This is a genomic window from Arenimonas sp. (genome assembly GCF_041913985.1).
Lineage (GTDB): Bacteria > Pseudomonadota > Gammaproteobacteria > Xanthomonadales > Xanthomonadaceae > Arenimonas.
The window spans coordinates 1-13596 of record NZ_JAYSEG010000049.1 but is presented as its reverse complement, the minus strand read 5'-3'; the positions used below and the strand labels follow the sequence as shown (position 1 = coordinate 13596).

The following is a 13596-nucleotide window of genomic DNA, read 5'->3' as shown; positions in this document are numbered from 1 at the left end:
GGGGGGGGGGGGGGGGGGGGGGGGGGCCCCCCCCCCCCCCCCCCCCCCCCCCCCCGCCGCCAGCGTTTTGGCCCGGGAAATAGGGGTCAGAGTACTATTTCCCCTCGCCATCCCCGTGTTGCTGAGCAGGCGGTCGAAAATAGTACTCTGACCCCTATTTCATCTAGTCGCGCACGCCGAGGCGCTTTCGCTCGAGCCGCCTGAGGAACTCCGACATGATGCGCAGGTACAGGTCCTCGCCCAGGTAGGCGTCCTCGACGCCGGCGTCGATGCTGGGGTTGTCGTTCACCTCGATCACCACCGCGCGGTCGCCGGCCACCTTCAGGTCCACGCCGTACAGGCCGTTGCCGATGGCATTGCTGGCGCGCAAGGCCAACCGCACCACTTCCGACGGCGCTTCGCGGATGGGCAGGGTCTTGAAGCCGCCCGAGCGCACCGCGCCCGGCTTGCCGGCGCCCTTGGGCGCGTGGTCGTAGATCTGCCAGTGCCCGCGCGACATGAAGTACTGGCAGGCGTACAGCGGCTCGCCGTCGAGCACGCCGATGCGCCAGTCGAATTCGGTGTACAGGTATTCCTGCGCCAGCAGCAGCGCCGTGTGCTGGAACAGCTGTTCGGCCGCGGCCTTGAGCTGCTCCACGGTCTCCACCTTGTGGATGCCGCGCGAGAAGCTGCCGTCCGGGATCTTCAGCACGATCGGCAGGCCCAGCAGGTCGGGCAGGGCCTCGAGCTTGCGGGCGTCGTCGCGGAACACGATCTCGGTGCGCGGCGTGGCCAGCTTGCGGCTGCGCAGGCGGTCGTGCAGGTAGATCTTGTTGGTGCAGCGGAGGATGGAAACCGGGTCGTCGATCACCACCATGTCCTCGCGCTCGGCGCGGTGCGCGAAGCGGTAGGTGTGGTTGTTGATGGCGGTGGTCTCGCGGATGAACAGTGCGTCGTACTCGGCCAGCCGCGCGAAGTCGCGCTTGCCCACCGGGTCCACCTCGATGTCCAGCGCCTTGCCGGCCTCGATGAACTGCTTGAGCGCCTTCTTGTTCGAGGGCGGCATCTGTTCGGCCGGGTCCTGCAGCATGGCCAGGTCGTAGCGGTACTTGCGGCGCGCCCGCGGCTTTCGCCAGAGCTTCTTGCTGAAGGCGTCCAGGGCCTCGGCGAAGGCGTCTTCCTGGTCGTCGGTGAGCGTGTGCAGGCTGGCCGGCTTGATGGCGGCGATCTGCCACACCCGCTGGCGCTCGAACTCGATGCGCAGCACCGGGCAGGGGAAGGTTTCGAACACCTGCTGGGCCAGGTCCTCGAGCGGCGCGTAGTGCGTGCGCCCGAAGTACACCAGCAGGCCGAAATCGCTGGCGTCGCGCGAGCCCTCGGGCAGGAACTTGCCCAGCTGCGCGTTCAGGTCCTCGATGTCCACGCCGTACAGCGAACGCCGGCGCAGGTCGTTGATGGTGCGCACGCTGGGGATCACCTTGTGCCCGCGCGCTTCCGCCAGCAGCGAAACGTAGTACCCGGTGCCCATGTACTTGTAGCTGCGGCACAGGTTGATCACCTGGGTGCGCTCGCCCTCGGCGCCGACGTCGCCGCGCAGGTAGTCGGCCGCCGCCACGACGTTGTCCGACGGGTAGTACGAGCCCCAGTCCGAGGGCTTCTCAACGACGATGACGAGGCGGCTCATGGCGGCAGGGCGGGGGCGTTGGCGCGCAGCATGAGCCTTCCCCGCGCGCTTGGATAGACTGCCGCCATGACCGCCGAACCCCGCCTGCGCGCCGCACGCGCCGCCGACCTGCCCGCCCTGCTGGCGCTGGAGGCGCGCTTCCCCGGCGACCGCCTTTCCGCCCGCCAGTTCCGCCACCACCTGGCCAACCCGCGGGCCCGGCTGCGGGTGGCCGTGGGCGAGGGCGGGTTGCTGGGTTACCACCTGCTGCTGCTGCGCCGCGGCAGCGCCTGGGCCCGGCTGTATTCGATCGCGGTGGACCCGGCCGCCCGCGGCCGCGGCCTGGGCCGCCGGCTGCTGGCCGACGCCGAAGCCCAGGCCCGCGCCGCCGGCTGCACCGGCCTGCGCCTGGAGGTGCGCCAGGACAACGCCGCTGCGGTGGCCCTTTACGAAGCCGCCGGCTACCGCCGCGTGGCCGCCCTGCCCAACTCCTACTACGCCGGCACTCCCGGCTGGCGCTCCGCCCATGAAAGGGGGTCTGGTTCACTTCCCCGGGGAAGTTAACCTGACCCCGTTTCTTGAGCCATGACTTTGGGCCTACGGCGGCTTAACAAGGGCCCGTGCTAGCGTCCGGGGCTTGTTCCACGTCCCGGGGAATCCACCGTATGCGTCGTTCCGCCCTTGCCTGGCTTGTCGCCGGCGTCTTTTCCGCTTCCGCCTTCGCCGCCGAGCCTGCCGCCATGATCGAAGACCCCTACCTGTGGCTCGAGGACGTCGAGGGCACGCAGGCCCTGGACTGGGTGCGCGCCCGCAACGCCGTTTCCGAGAACCAGCTGGCCAAGGACCCGGGCTTCGAGGCCGTGCGCAGCGACCTGCTGGCCATCCTCGATTCCGACGCGCGCATTCCCTACGTCGGCAAGATGGGGAACTACTACTACAACTTCTGGCGCGACAAGCAGAACCCGCAGGGCGTCTGGCGCCGCACCACGCTCGAGGAATACCGCAAGGACGAGCCGCAGTGGGAAGTGCTGCTCGATATCGACGCGCTCGGCAAGGCCGAGGGCGTGAACTGGGTCTGGGCCGGCGCCGAATGCCTGCGCCCCGACTACGACCGCTGCCTGGTCGACCTCTCCCGCGGCGGCGCCGACGCCACCGTGACCCGCGAGTTCGACGTCTCCGACAAGGCCTTCGTCGAGGGCGGCTTCAGCCGGCCCGAGGCCAAGGGCCAGATGGGCTGGATCGACATCGACACCGTGTACGTGGGCACCGACTTCGGCCCGGGCTCGATGACCAGCTCCGGCTACCCGCGCGTGGCCAAGGAGTGGAAGCGCGGCACGCCGATGTCGGAGGCCAAGCTGGTGTTCGAGGGCCAGGCCAGCGACATCTCCGTGGGCGCCTACCGCGACGACACCCCCGGCTGGGAGCGTGACTTCGTCTACCGCGGCCTCACCTTCTACACCAACGAACTCTACCTGCGTGGCAAGGACGGCAAGCTCACCCGCTTCGACCTGCCCGACGGCGCCCAGAAGGGCGTGTTCCGCGAATGGCTGAGCGTGGAGCTGCGCCAGCCCTGGTCGGTGGGCGGCAAGGACTACGCCGCCGGTTCGCTGCTGGCGATCAAGCTCGACGACTTCCTGCGCGGCGACCGCGACTTCGACGTGCTGTTCGAGCCCAGCGCCAACACCTCGCTGGCCAGCAGCGGCGCCACCAAGGACTTCTATTTCATCAACGTGCTCGAGGACGTCAAGAATCGCATCTACGTCCTGACCCCGGGCGAAGGCGGCTGGAAGAAGGAGCCGCTGGTGGGCGCGCCGCAGTTCGGCACCGTGAGCATCAGCGCGGTGGACCCGGAGGAGTCGAACGACTACTTCATGACCGTGGCCGACTACCTCACCCCGACTTCGCTGCTGATGGGCACCATCGGCAAGGAGCCGCAGGTGCTCAAGCAGCTGCCGGCCTTCTTCGACGCCTCGCCCTACCGCATCGAGCAGCACTTCGCCACCAGCAAGGACGGCACCAGGGTTCCGTACTTCATGGTCTCGCGCAAGGACCTCGCGCTGGACAGCGACAACCCGACCCTGCTCTACGGCTACGGCGGCTTCGAGGTCTCGATGACCCCGGGCTACTCGGCCGGCGTCGGCAAGGCCTGGCTGGCCGACGGCGGCGTGTACGTGGTGGCCAACATCCGCGGCGGCGGCGAGTACGGCCCGCGCTGGCACCAGGCCGCGCTCAAGGCCAACCGCAACAAGGCTTATGAAGATTTCGCGGCCGTGGCCGAGGACCTCATCGCCCGCAAGGTGACGAAGCCGGCGCGCCTGGGCATCCAGGGCGGCAGCAACGGCGGCCTGCTGATGGGCAACATGACCGTGATGTACCCGCAGCTGTTCGGCGCCGTGGTCTGCCAGGTGCCGCTGCTGGACATGAAGCGCTACCACCTGCTGCTGGCGGGCGCGTCCTGGATGGCCGAGTACGGCAACCCGGACAAGCCGGAGGAGTGGGACTTCCTGCGCCGCTACTCGCCCTACCAGAACGTCAGCAAGGACGTGGACTACCCGCCGGTGCTGTTCACCACCTCCACCCGCGACGACCGCGTGCACCCGGGCCACGCCCGCAAGATGATGGCGCGCATGATGGAGCAGGGCCACGACGTGACCTACTACGAGAACATCGAAGGTGGCCACGGCGGCGCCGCCAACAACGCCCAGTCGGCCTACATGTCGGCCCTGGCCTATACCTTCCTGAAGCAGAAGCTGTTCGGGGACAAGAAATGAACCATCGCGTCCTGCCTTTCAGCGCCGCTTTCCTGGCCGTCGCCCTCGCGGGCTGCGCGGCCCAGCCGGCCCGCACCGCCGATGCGCCGGTCCCGGCCGCCGCCGCCACTTCGCTGCCGGCGCCGCCGGTGGCCGCGAAAAAGCCCTACGTGGTGCGCGCCCCGCACGGCGCCGAGCGCCAGGACGAGTACTACTGGCTGCGCGACGACACCCGCAAGAACCCGGAAATGCTGGCCTACCTCACCGCCGAGAACGACTACACCGACGCGGTGCTGCGCCCGCTCGAGGCGCTGGAGGAAACCCTGTACGCCGAGCTGGTCGGCCGCGTGAAGCAAGACGATTCCAGCGTGCCCTACCTCGAGGACGGCTACTGGTACTACACGCGCTTCGAAACCGGCCAGGAATACCCCGTCCACGCCCGCCGCCAGGGCACGATGGAGTCGCCCGAGCAGGTGCTGTTCGACGTGAACGCCATGGCCGCCGGCAAGAACTTCTTCCAGCTCGGCAACTTCGAAGTCAGTCCCGATGGCCGCCTGGTGGCCTGGGCCGAGGACGCGGTGGGCCGGCGCCAGTTCGTGCTGAAGGTGAAGGACATCGCCACCGGCGAGGTCTTCGCCGACGAGATCACCGGCGCCTCGGCCAGCCTGATGTGGGGCAACGACAACCGCACGCTCTACTACGTCGAGAACGACCCGGTCACCCTGCTGTCCAAGCGCGTCAAGGCGCACGTGGTCGGCACCCCGGCCAGCGCCGACAAGCTGGTGTACGAGGAGAAGGACGACACCTTCTACATGGGCATCGGCCGCACCCGCTCCGACGAATACCTGTGCATCGGCGTGGAAAGCACCGTGTCCTCGGAGATGCGCTGCACCGACGCCGACGCGCCGGGCGAGTTCAAGGTGCTGGCCCCGCGCCAGCGCGACTTCGAGTACCAGGCCGACCACCTCAACGGCCGCTGGGTGTTCAACACCAACTGGGACGCGCAGAACTTCCGCGTCATGACGCTCGCCGACGGCCAGCCCTGGGGCAACCGCAACCTGTGGCAGGAGATGATCCCGCACTCGCCCGACGTGCTGATCTCCAGCCTGGAACTGTTCGACGGCTTCATCGCCATCTCCGAGCGCAGCGGCGGCCTGCAGCGCATCCGCATCCGCGGCTGGGACGGCAAGCGCGACGAGTTCGTCAAGGCCGACGAGAGCGCCTATGCCATGGGCCTGTCGGTGAACGCCGAGCCGGGCACCGACTGGCTGCGCTACACCTACACCTCGCTCACCACGCCGGCCACGACCTACGAGGTCAACACCCGCACCGGCGAGCGCAAGCTGCTCAAGGAGCAGCCGGTGCTGGGCGGCTTCGACAAGAACAACTACGCCACCGAGCGCCTGTGGGCCACGGCCCGCGACGGCACCAAGGTGCCGGTGTCGGTGCTCTACCGCAAGGGCTTCGAGAAGAACGGCCAGGCGGCGCTGTACCAGTACTCGTACGGCTCCTACGGCTCGAGCTCGGACCCGGCCTTCAACTCCAACGTGATCAGCCTGGTGGACCGCGGCGCCGTGTACGCCGTGGCGCACATCCGCGGCGGCCAGGAAATGGGCCGCGCCTGGTACGACGACGGCAAGCTGCTCAACAAGGTCAACACCTTCACCGACTTCATCGACGTCACCGATTTCCTGGTGGAACAGGGGTATGCCTCGCCCCACCGCGTGGCCGCCATGGGTGGCAGCGCCGGTGGCCTGCTGATGGGCGCCATCGCCAACATGGCGCCGGGGAAGTACAAGGCCATCGTCGCCCACGTGCCCTTCGTGGACGTGGTGACCACGATGCTCGACGAGTCGATCCCGCTCACCACCAACGAGTTCGACGAGTGGGGCAACCCGAAGGACAAGGTCTACTACGACTACATGCTGTCGTACTCGCCCTACGACCAGGTGCAGGCCAAGCCCTACCCGGCCATGCTGGTCACCACCGGCCTCTGGGACAGCCAGGTGCAGTACTTCGAGCCGGCCAAGTGGGTGGCCCGCCTTCGCGCGACCAAGTCCAACGACGAGCCGCTGCTCCTGCGCACCAACATGGAAGCCGGCCACGGCGGCAAGTCCGGCCGCTTCCAGCGCTACCGCGAGCGCGCGGAAGAGTACGCCTTCGTGCTGGACCAGCTCGGCCTGGTGAAGTAAGGCCGCTACCAGCCCGCCTGCCGAAGCAGGTCTTCGGTGCGGGCGTCGGCGGGTTTGGCGACGAGGCCGCCGGCGGGGTTGAGGGAGAGGTCGTAGATGGCGCCGTCGAGCATGGGCAGGTAGGCGGCGCTGCCCCAGCGGGCGTCGGCCACCGGCCAGCGCGACAGCCAGCGCTGGCGGAATTCCCAGAAATCCCAGCCGGTGCGCAGGTCGTGCACCGTGCGCGGCGATTCCAGCTCCTGCTTCGGGTCGCCATAGCGGCCCGACAGCCGCTCGAAGCGGTATACCGGCGGCAGGCCGGCCAGGCGGCCGGGCAGGGTCCAGCGGATCACGCGGGCGTCGAGCTGCCATTCGTCGCCGCGCAGTTCGAACACGCGCGGCGGCTGGCGGTCGAGGTAGAGCGTGGCCTCGTAGCGCTGCGTCCCCAGTTCGCGCAGGGCGATGTTGCCTACCGGCACGTCGGCCAGCAGCCAGTGGTAGCCGCGCAGCAGGCCGCCCAGGCCGGCCAGGGCCAGGGCCAGCACGATGGCCAGGGCGCCCAGCGTGCGGCCGGGCCAGCCGCGCCGGCGCGTGCGCGGCCGGGCCGGCGCGCGCCGCAGCCAGGGCCACAGTCCCAGCAGGAACAGGCCGGCGGCCATGGCCAGCAGCCAGGTCGAAAGCGTCATTGCGCCCTCCATTCGCCTCGGTCCAGCCCCGGACTATACTCGGCGCATGAAAAACGCCCGCCTCATCCTGCTGCTGCTGAGCCTCGCCCTGGTCGCCGCCTGCGGCACCAAGGGCGACCTGGTCCTGCCCGACGAGGCCGAACCGGCCGAGGCCACCGCCGGGTCATGAGCGCGGGCCCGCCCCTGCGCTTTTCCAAGATGCACGGCGCAGGCAACGATTTCGTCGTGCTCGACCTGCGCGGCGGGCGCCCGCTGCCGTCGCCCGCGCTGGCCCGCGCGCTCGGCGACCGCCACGCCGGCGTCGGCTTCGACCAGCTGCTGACCATCGAAGACCCCGTGGCCGCCGGCTGCGTGGCGCGCTACCGCATCCTCAACGCCGACGGCAGCGCCGCGGGGCAGTGCGGCAACGGCGCGCGCTGCGTCGCCGCATGGCTGCAGCGCGACGGCGCTGCGCCCGGGGAACGTTTCCGCCTCGACAGCCCCGCTGGCGTGATCGACGTGCAGGCGCTGGGGCAGGGCCGCTATTGCCTGGCCATGGGCGTGCCGGACTTCGCGCCGGGCGCGCTGCCGTTCCTGGCGCCGGCTGAAGCCTTGCACTACGAACTGCCCGCGGCCGGGCAGCGCCTGCGCTTCGGCGCGGTATCCATGGGCAACCCGCACGCCGTGATCGAAGTGCCGGACGCCGCCACGGCCGACGTGGCCACGCTGGGCCCGGCGCTGCAGGCCCGGCCCGAATTCCCGCAGGGCGTGAACGTCGGTTTCGCCCAGGTGCTGGGCCCCGACCGCCTCCGCCTGCGCGTGTTCGAGCGCGGCGCCGGCGAAACCCTGGCCTGCGGCAGCGGCGCCTGCGCCGCGGTGGCCGTGCTGGTGCGCCAGGGCCGCGTGGGCCGTCATGTCTTCGTCGAGCTGCCGGGCGGCACGCTCGAAATCACCTGGCCCGCCGACGACGCGAGCATCGTCATGGCCGGCCCCACCGCCTTCGTGTTCGAGGGTGAATTCCCGCTGGAGCAAGTTCAATGATCGAAGACAAGAACGAGCGCCTCGGCGCCCACGAGGTCGCCACCTTCCTGCGCCGGCACCCGAAGTTCCTGGCCCAGTTCCCGGACCTGGCGCTGTCGCTGGTGGTGCCCAAGGAAGAGGGCCAGGCCGCCTCGCTGGCGAGCTACCAGCTCGACGTGCTGCGCGACAAGAACCGCGAACTCACCCGCCGCCTCAACGAGCTGTTCGCCAACGCGCAGGAGAACGAGCGCCTGGCCGTGCGCACGCACCAGCTGAGCCTGGCGCTGATGCGCGCCGCCGGCCCCGCCGAAACCCTGCGCACCATGGTGGCGGTGCTGGGCGAGGACTTCCACGGCGAAGCGGTGCGCCTCGTGCTGCACCAGCCGGTGCCCGGCCTGGAAGACGCGCCCTGGCTGCAGGTGGTGGGTGAAGCCGACCCCGCGCTGGCGCCGTTCCGCGATTTCCTCGCCGGCAACGAGCCGCTGTGCGGCCGCCTGAACCAGGACAAGCTCGCGCTGCTGTTCGGCGACCAGCAGGCGCAGGCCGCGTCGGCCGTGCTGCTGCCGCTGCCGGGCCTGGGCATGCTGGCGGTGGGCAGCACCGACGCCAACCGCTTCTTCCCCGGCATGGGCACGCTGTTCCTGCGCATGATGGGCGAAGCCCTGGTCACCGCCATGGGCCGCGGCGCCCGCGGCTGAGCATGGCCGGCGCCCAGCCGCTGCAGGCGGAGCTGGAGGCCTTCCTGGCCTACCTGAAGGTGGAGCGGCGCATGTCGCCGCATACGCTCGACGGCTACCGCCGCGACCTGGCCGACCTGGCCGGCTGGATGCGCGACAACGGCATTGAACAGTGGTCGCAGCTGCGCCAGGAAATGCTGCGCGGCTACGTGGCCGGCGCGCACCGGCGCGGGCTGTCGGGCAAGAGCCTGCAGCGGCGGCTGTCGGCGGTGCGCAGCTTCTTCCGCCACCTCAACCGCAGCCAGCTCAGCGAACTCAACCCGGCGCTGGGCCTGCGCGCGCCGAAGTCGCCGCGCAAGCTGCCGCAGGTGCTCGACCCCGACGAGATGACGCGCCTGGTGGAAGTGCCCACCGAAGGCGAGCTCGGGCTGCGCGACCGCGCCATGCTGGAGCTGTTCTATTCCTCGGGCCTGCGCCTGTCGGAGCTGTGCGGCCTGCGCTGGCGCGCGCTCGACCTGGCCGACGGCCTGGTGACGGTGCAGGGCAAGGGCGCCAAGACCCGCGTGGTGCCGGTGGGCAGCCATGCCCGCGCGGCGCTGCAGGCCTGGCGTGAAGAGTCGAAGCCGGGGCCCGACGCGCCGGTGTTCCCGGGCCGCCAGGGCGGGCCCATCAGTCCGCGCACGGTGCAGGCGCGGCTGCGCCTGCTGGCCATGCAGCAGGGCCTGTTCAAGCGCGTGCACCCGCACCTGCTGCGGCACAGCTTCGCCAGCCACGTGCTCGAGTCCAGCGGCGACCTGCGCGGCGTGCAGGAGCTGCTGGGCCACGCCGACATCGCCACCACCCAGATCTACACCCACCTCGACTACCAGCACCTGGCCAAGGTCTACGACGCCGCCCACCCCCGCGCCCGCCGCAAGAAAGAATAGGGGTCAGAGTACTAATTCACCCGGCGGGGGATTAGTTCTCTGACCCCTATTCTTTCCAGGCTTGTTTCCTTGCCGGGCGGCCCCATTTCGGAAGTTCAGCCCCCCGGGAATGCCCATGGATCCGAACGTTTTCCACGCCACCACCATCCTGTCGGTGCGCCGCAACGGCAAGGTCGTCGTCGCCGGCGACGGCCAGGTCACGCTGGGCCACACCGTCATGAAGGGCAATGCGCGCAAGGTGCGCAAGCTCGCCGGCGGCAAGGTCATCGCCGGGTTCGCCGGCGCCGCGGCCGACGCCTTCACGCTGCAGGAGCTGTTCGAGTCCAAGCTGGAAAAACACGGCGGCCAGCTGGTGCGCGCCGCGGTGGAGATGGCGCGCGAATGGCGCACCGACCGCCGCTTCGGCAAGCTCGAGGCGCTGCTGGCGGTGGCCGACGCGGAAACCTCGCTGGTCATCTCCGGCACCGGCGACGTGATCGAACCCGACGACGGCATCATCGCCATCGGCTCCGGCGGCCCCTACGCCCTGGCCGCGGCGCGCGCGCTCATGCAGCACAGCGCGCTCGACGCCCGCGCCATCGCCGAGGCGGCGCTCAACGTCGCCGGCGACATCTGCATCTACACCAACCGCAACCTCGTCATCGAGGAACTGTGATGTCCGAACTGACCCCCCGCGAAATCGTCGGCGAACTCGACCGCTACATCATCGGCCAGGCCGGCGCCAAGCGCGCCGTGGCCATCGCCCTGCGCAACCGCTGGCGCCGCATGCAGCTCGACCCGGCCCTGCGCGACGAAGTGATGCCCAAGAACATCCTGATGATCGGCCCCACCGGCGTCGGCAAGACCGAGATCGCCCGCCGCCTGGCCGCGCTGGCCAATGCCCCGTTCGTGAAGGTGGAGGCCACCCGCTTCACCGAGGTGGGCTACGTCGGCAAGGACGTCGAGCAGATCATCCGCGACCTCGCCGACGGCGCGGTGAAGATGTTCCGCGAGCAGGCCAAGCAGCGCGTGCGCACCCAGGCCGAGGAGCGCGCCGAGGACCGCATCCTGGAAGTGCTGCTGCCGCGCCGCCGCGGCCCCGGCTTCGCCATCGAGGTCAACGCCGAGGGCGAGAACGAAACCCGCAACAAGCTGCGCCGCCAGCTGCGCAGCGGCGAACTCGACGACCGCGAGATCGAACTCGAGCTCTCGCCGCCGGTGGGCGGCATGGACATCATGACCCCGCCGGGCATGGAGGAAATGGGCCAGCAGCTGCGCCAGATGTTCCAGAACCTCGGCGGCGGCAAGGCGCAGAAGCGCACGCTGGCCATCAAGGCCGCGCGCCCGATGCTGGAGGAGGAAGAAGCCGCCAAGCTGGTGAACGAGGAGGAGATCCGCGCCCAGGCCATCGCCGCCTGCGAGCAGAACGGCATCGTCTTCATCGACGAGATCGACAAGGTGGCCAAGCGCCAGGACACGCACGGCGGCGACGTCAGCCGCGAAGGCGTGCAGCGCGACCTGCTGCCGTTGGTGGAAGGCTCCACCGTCTCCACCAAGTACGGCGTGGTGCGCACCGACCACATCCTGTTCATCGCCTCGGGCGCCTTCCACCTGGCCAAGCCCTCCGACCTGATCCCGGAGCTGCAGGGCCGCTTCCCGATCCGCGTCGAGCTCACCGCGCTCAGCCAGGCCGACTTCAGGCGCATCCTCACCGAGCCGAAGAACGCGCTGGTGCGGCAATACATGGCGCTGCTGGCCACCGAGGGCGTGAACATCGGCTTCGACGACAGCGCCATCGAGCGCCTGGCCGAGATCGCGTACCTCATCAACGAACGCCAGGAGAACATCGGCGCGCGCCGCCTGCACACGGTGCTGGAGAAGCTGCTGGAGAAACTCAGCTTCGAGGCCCCTGACAAGGGCGGCCTGTCGCTGATGGTGGACCGGGCCATGGTGGACGAGCAGCTCGGCGACGCCGTGCAGGACCCCGACCTCAGCCGCTACATCCTTTGAAGCAGGTGAACCAGGTTCATTTTACGGCCCGGAAAAGCCGGGATAACCGAGGCATCCCGGGCCGTAAAATGAACCTGGTTCACTGGCGTGTCAGGATTTTCATGCGCGGGTGGTCTATCGATCCAAGTCCCCCTGGAGCGTCCGACCGCCATGCCCGCCGCCCTTGCCGCCCGCTTCGCGCCGCCCCCGCGGCCCGCGCCTGAGCCCGCCGCAGCGCCCGTGGCCGCCGCCGACCGCCCCCGCATCGAGGACGTGCTGCGCGAGCACGGGCCCATGCTGGCCCGCATCGCCGGCAGCTACGAGGCCGAACCGGCGCGCCGCGACGACCTGCTGCAGGAAATCACCCTGGCCGTGTGGAAGGCGCTGCCGGCCTGGCGCGGCGACGCCTCGCTGCGCACCTTCACCGCGCGGGTGGCGCACAACCGCGCCATCGACCACCTGGCCCGCGAACGCAAGGCCCTGGGCGAGGAACTCGACGAAGCCCACCCCGACCCTGGACCCGGCCCCGTGCACCACGCCGAGGCGCAGCAGCGCCGCGCCGGCCTGGTGGCGGCCGTGCGCCGGCTGCCGCTGGGCCAGCGCCAGGTGGTGGTGCTGGCGCTGGAAGGCTTCGCGCTCAAGGAAATCGGCCAGGCCCTGGGCCTCGAGGAAAACACCGTGGCGCAGCGCCTGAGCCGCGCCCGCCGGCAGCTCAACGACTGGCTGGGGGAGGGCGCATGAACGGCCCGATGAAGGAGTGGGATGCGCTGTCGGCCGACTGGCGGGAACAGGCGGTGCCGGCGATCGACGTCGACGCCCTGCGCGCCGAAGCCACCCGCCAGGGCCGGCGCCTGCGCGTGGTGCTGGTGCTGGAAACGGCCTTCGCGGTGCTGGTGATCGCGATGCTGGCCTGGCTGGCCCGGCGCGACCCCAGCCCGGTGCGTGCCTGGCTGTTCGGCGGCCTGGCAGCCTTCCTGGTGCCCTACCAGGCGTACATGCTGTGGCTGCGCCGGCGCGAATGGAGGGAGGCCGGCCTCGACGCCGAGGCGCTGGTGGAGGTGGAGCTGCGCCGCTGCGACACCACCGAGCACTACTGGCGCGTGGGCATGTGGGGCGCGCTGGTGATCTGGGGCGTGGTGTACGGCCTGATGATGGCCGGCCTGCTGGCCGGCTGGCCGTGGGGCGAAGTGGCCGGCCTGGTGGGCGCCACGCTGGGCAACATCATCATGCTGCCGGTGCTCGGACTCTACGGCCTGTGGCGCTGCCGCGACGCCCGCGCGCGCCGCCGGCGCCTGCTCGGCCTGCGCCGCCAGCTGGGCGGACTAGAATGAGCGCATGAGCCCGCGCCCCACCGACATCGTCCTGCACCAGGCTTCGCACGTCCTGGAAGTCGCCTTCGACGACGGCCGCCGCTTCCGGCTGCCCTGCGAATACCTGCGGGTGGAGTCGCCCAGCGCCGAAGTGCAGGGCCACGGCCCGGGCCAGAAGGTGCTGGTGGCCGGCAAGCGCAACGTGAACATCCGCGCCGTCGAGCCCGTCGGCCATTACGCCGTGCTGCTGCGCTTCGACGACGGCCACGAGAGCGGGCTGTACAGCTGGTCGCTGCTCGCCACGCTGGGCGAGGAACAGGAGACGCGCTGGGCGGCCTACCTGGCCGCCCTCGAGAAGGCTGGCCTCTCCCGCTGACCAGCACACCCGCCTTTTACCTTGTAGGAGCGGGGGGGGGGGGGGCCGCGGGGGCGGGCGGAGCGCGGGGGGGGCGCGGCCCCGCCACAAA

Annotated in this window: 14 protein-coding genes; 12 read left to right on the top strand and 2 right to left on the bottom strand. The window is 70.2% G+C overall.

What is annotated here, in order from left to right:
- Positions 1–163: 163 nt before the first annotated feature.
- Positions 164–1663: a RimK family protein gene (locus ACE3Q2_RS12885; RefSeq protein ID WP_231698511.1), complete on the bottom strand. Its 1500-nt coding sequence runs from the start codon at positions 1661–1663 to the stop codon at positions 164–166.
- A gap of 66 nt (positions 1664–1729) precedes the next feature.
- On the opposite strand from ACE3Q2_RS12885, the gene ACE3Q2_RS12880 reads away from it, so the two are divergent.
- From ACE3Q2_RS12880 to ACE3Q2_RS12870, 3 genes are all read left to right on the top strand, one after another.
- A complete protein-coding gene (locus tag ACE3Q2_RS12880) occupies positions 1730–2206 on the top strand; it encodes a GNAT family N-acetyltransferase (protein WP_374474406.1) in 477 nt (158 codons plus the stop codon).
- Positions 2207–2307: 101 nt separating this feature from the next.
- Entirely contained in the window at positions 2308–4413 is a 2106-nt protein-coding gene (locus ACE3Q2_RS12875) for a prolyl oligopeptidase family protein (protein ID WP_374474405.1), read from the top strand.
- Complete coding sequence (locus ACE3Q2_RS12870) at positions 4410–6584, top strand: S9 family peptidase (protein ID WP_374474404.1); 2175 nt, start codon at positions 4410–4412, stop codon at positions 6582–6584. Before ACE3Q2_RS12875 ends, ACE3Q2_RS12870 begins: the two co-directional genes overlap by 4 nt.
- Positions 6585–6589: 5 nt before the next feature.
- Here the strand turns inward: ACE3Q2_RS12870 and ACE3Q2_RS12865 are convergent, their stop codons facing one another.
- Positions 6590–7249: a hypothetical protein gene (locus ACE3Q2_RS12865; protein WP_374474402.1), complete on the bottom strand. Its 660-nt coding sequence runs from the start codon at positions 7247–7249 to the stop codon at positions 6590–6592.
- Between the two features lie 46 nt (positions 7250–7295).
- Between ACE3Q2_RS12865 and ACE3Q2_RS12860 the strand changes: the two genes are divergently transcribed.
- The 9 genes from ACE3Q2_RS12860 to ACE3Q2_RS12820 all read left to right on the top strand — a co-directional run bounded on the left by ACE3Q2_RS12860 (position 7296) and on the right by ACE3Q2_RS12820 (position 13505).
- Entirely contained in the window at positions 7296–7418 is a 123-nt protein-coding gene (locus ACE3Q2_RS12860; protein ID WP_374474401.1) for a lipoprotein, read from the top strand.
- Positions 7415–8269, top strand: coding sequence for a diaminopimelate epimerase (gene dapF / locus ACE3Q2_RS12855; RefSeq protein WP_374474399.1), 855 nt, complete (start codon positions 7415–7417; stop codon positions 8267–8269). Before ACE3Q2_RS12860 ends, dapF begins: the two co-directional genes overlap by 4 nt.
- Positions 8269–8946 (top strand): DUF484 family protein, encoded by a 678-nt coding sequence (locus tag ACE3Q2_RS12850; protein WP_374474407.1) that lies wholly within the window; start codon positions 8269–8271, stop codon positions 8944–8946. The genes dapF and ACE3Q2_RS12850 overlap by 1 nt, the downstream gene beginning before the upstream one ends.
- A 2-nt stretch (positions 8947–8948) precedes the next feature.
- Positions 8949–9851: a tyrosine recombinase XerC gene (xerC, locus tag ACE3Q2_RS12845; protein WP_374474398.1), complete on the top strand. Its 903-nt coding sequence runs from the start codon at positions 8949–8951 to the stop codon at positions 9849–9851.
- A gap of 115 nt (positions 9852–9966) precedes the next feature.
- Entirely contained in the window at positions 9967–10506 is a 540-nt protein-coding gene (gene hslV, locus ACE3Q2_RS12840; protein WP_231698520.1) for an ATP-dependent protease subunit HslV, read from the top strand.
- On the top strand, positions 10506–11840 hold the full coding sequence (hslU, locus tag ACE3Q2_RS12835; protein ID WP_374474397.1) for an ATP-dependent protease ATPase subunit HslU: 1335 nt from the start codon (positions 10506–10508) through the stop codon (positions 11838–11840). The genes hslV and hslU overlap by 1 nt, the downstream gene beginning before the upstream one ends.
- Positions 11841–11990: 150 nt before the next feature.
- A complete protein-coding gene (locus ACE3Q2_RS12830; protein WP_374474396.1) occupies positions 11991–12560 on the top strand; it encodes an RNA polymerase sigma factor in 570 nt (189 codons plus the stop codon).
- Positions 12557–13150: a hypothetical protein gene (locus ACE3Q2_RS12825; RefSeq protein ID WP_374474394.1), complete on the top strand. Its 594-nt coding sequence runs from the start codon at positions 12557–12559 to the stop codon at positions 13148–13150. The genes ACE3Q2_RS12830 and ACE3Q2_RS12825 overlap by 4 nt, the downstream gene beginning before the upstream one ends.
- A 4-nt stretch (positions 13151–13154) precedes the next feature.
- Positions 13155–13505 carry a gamma-butyrobetaine hydroxylase-like domain-containing protein gene (locus ACE3Q2_RS12820; RefSeq protein ID WP_374474393.1) on the top strand — a complete coding sequence of 117 codons (351 nt, stop codon included), beginning with the start codon at positions 13155–13157 and terminating at the stop codon, positions 13503–13505.
- The last annotated feature ends 91 nt before the right edge of the window (positions 13506–13596 follow it).

Bases quoted from the DNA above. Each gene is read 5' to 3' on its own strand.
- ACE3Q2_RS12865 (WP_374474402.1), bottom strand. From the start codon at position 7,249: ATGACGCTTTCGACCTGGCTGCTGGCCATGGCCGCCGGCCTGTTCCTG.
- ACE3Q2_RS12885 (WP_231698511.1), bottom strand. From the start codon at position 1,663: ATGAGCCGCCTCGTCATCGTCGTTGAGAAGCCCTCGGACTGGGGCTCG.
- xerC (WP_374474398.1), top strand. From the start codon at position 8,949: ATGGCCGGCGCCCAGCCGCTGCAGGCGGAGCTGGAGGCCTTCCTGGCC.
- ACE3Q2_RS12830 (WP_374474396.1), top strand. From the start codon at position 11,991: ATGCCCGCCGCCCTTGCCGCCCGCTTCGCGCCGCCCCCGCGGCCCGCG.
- ACE3Q2_RS12880 (WP_374474406.1), top strand. From the start codon at position 1,730: ATGACCGCCGAACCCCGCCTGCGCGCCGCACGCGCCGCCGACCTGCCC.
- hslV (WP_231698520.1), top strand. From the start codon at position 9,967: ATGGATCCGAACGTTTTCCACGCCACCACCATCCTGTCGGTGCGCCGC.
- ACE3Q2_RS12825 (WP_374474394.1), top strand. From the start codon at position 12,557: ATGAACGGCCCGATGAAGGAGTGGGATGCGCTGTCGGCCGACTGGCGG.
- ACE3Q2_RS12820 (WP_374474393.1), top strand. From the start codon at position 13,155: ATGAGCCCGCGCCCCACCGACATCGTCCTGCACCAGGCTTCGCACGTC.
- ACE3Q2_RS12870 (WP_374474404.1), top strand. From the start codon at position 4,410: ATGAACCATCGCGTCCTGCCTTTCAGCGCCGCTTTCCTGGCCGTCGCC.
- hslU (WP_374474397.1), top strand. From the start codon at position 10,506: ATGTCCGAACTGACCCCCCGCGAAATCGTCGGCGAACTCGACCGCTAC.
- ACE3Q2_RS12860 (WP_374474401.1), top strand. From the start codon at position 7,296: ATGAAAAACGCCCGCCTCATCCTGCTGCTGCTGAGCCTCGCCCTGGTC.
- dapF (WP_374474399.1), top strand. From the start codon at position 7,415: ATGAGCGCGGGCCCGCCCCTGCGCTTTTCCAAGATGCACGGCGCAGGC.
- ACE3Q2_RS12875 (WP_374474405.1), top strand. From the start codon at position 2,308: ATGCGTCGTTCCGCCCTTGCCTGGCTTGTCGCCGGCGTCTTTTCCGCT.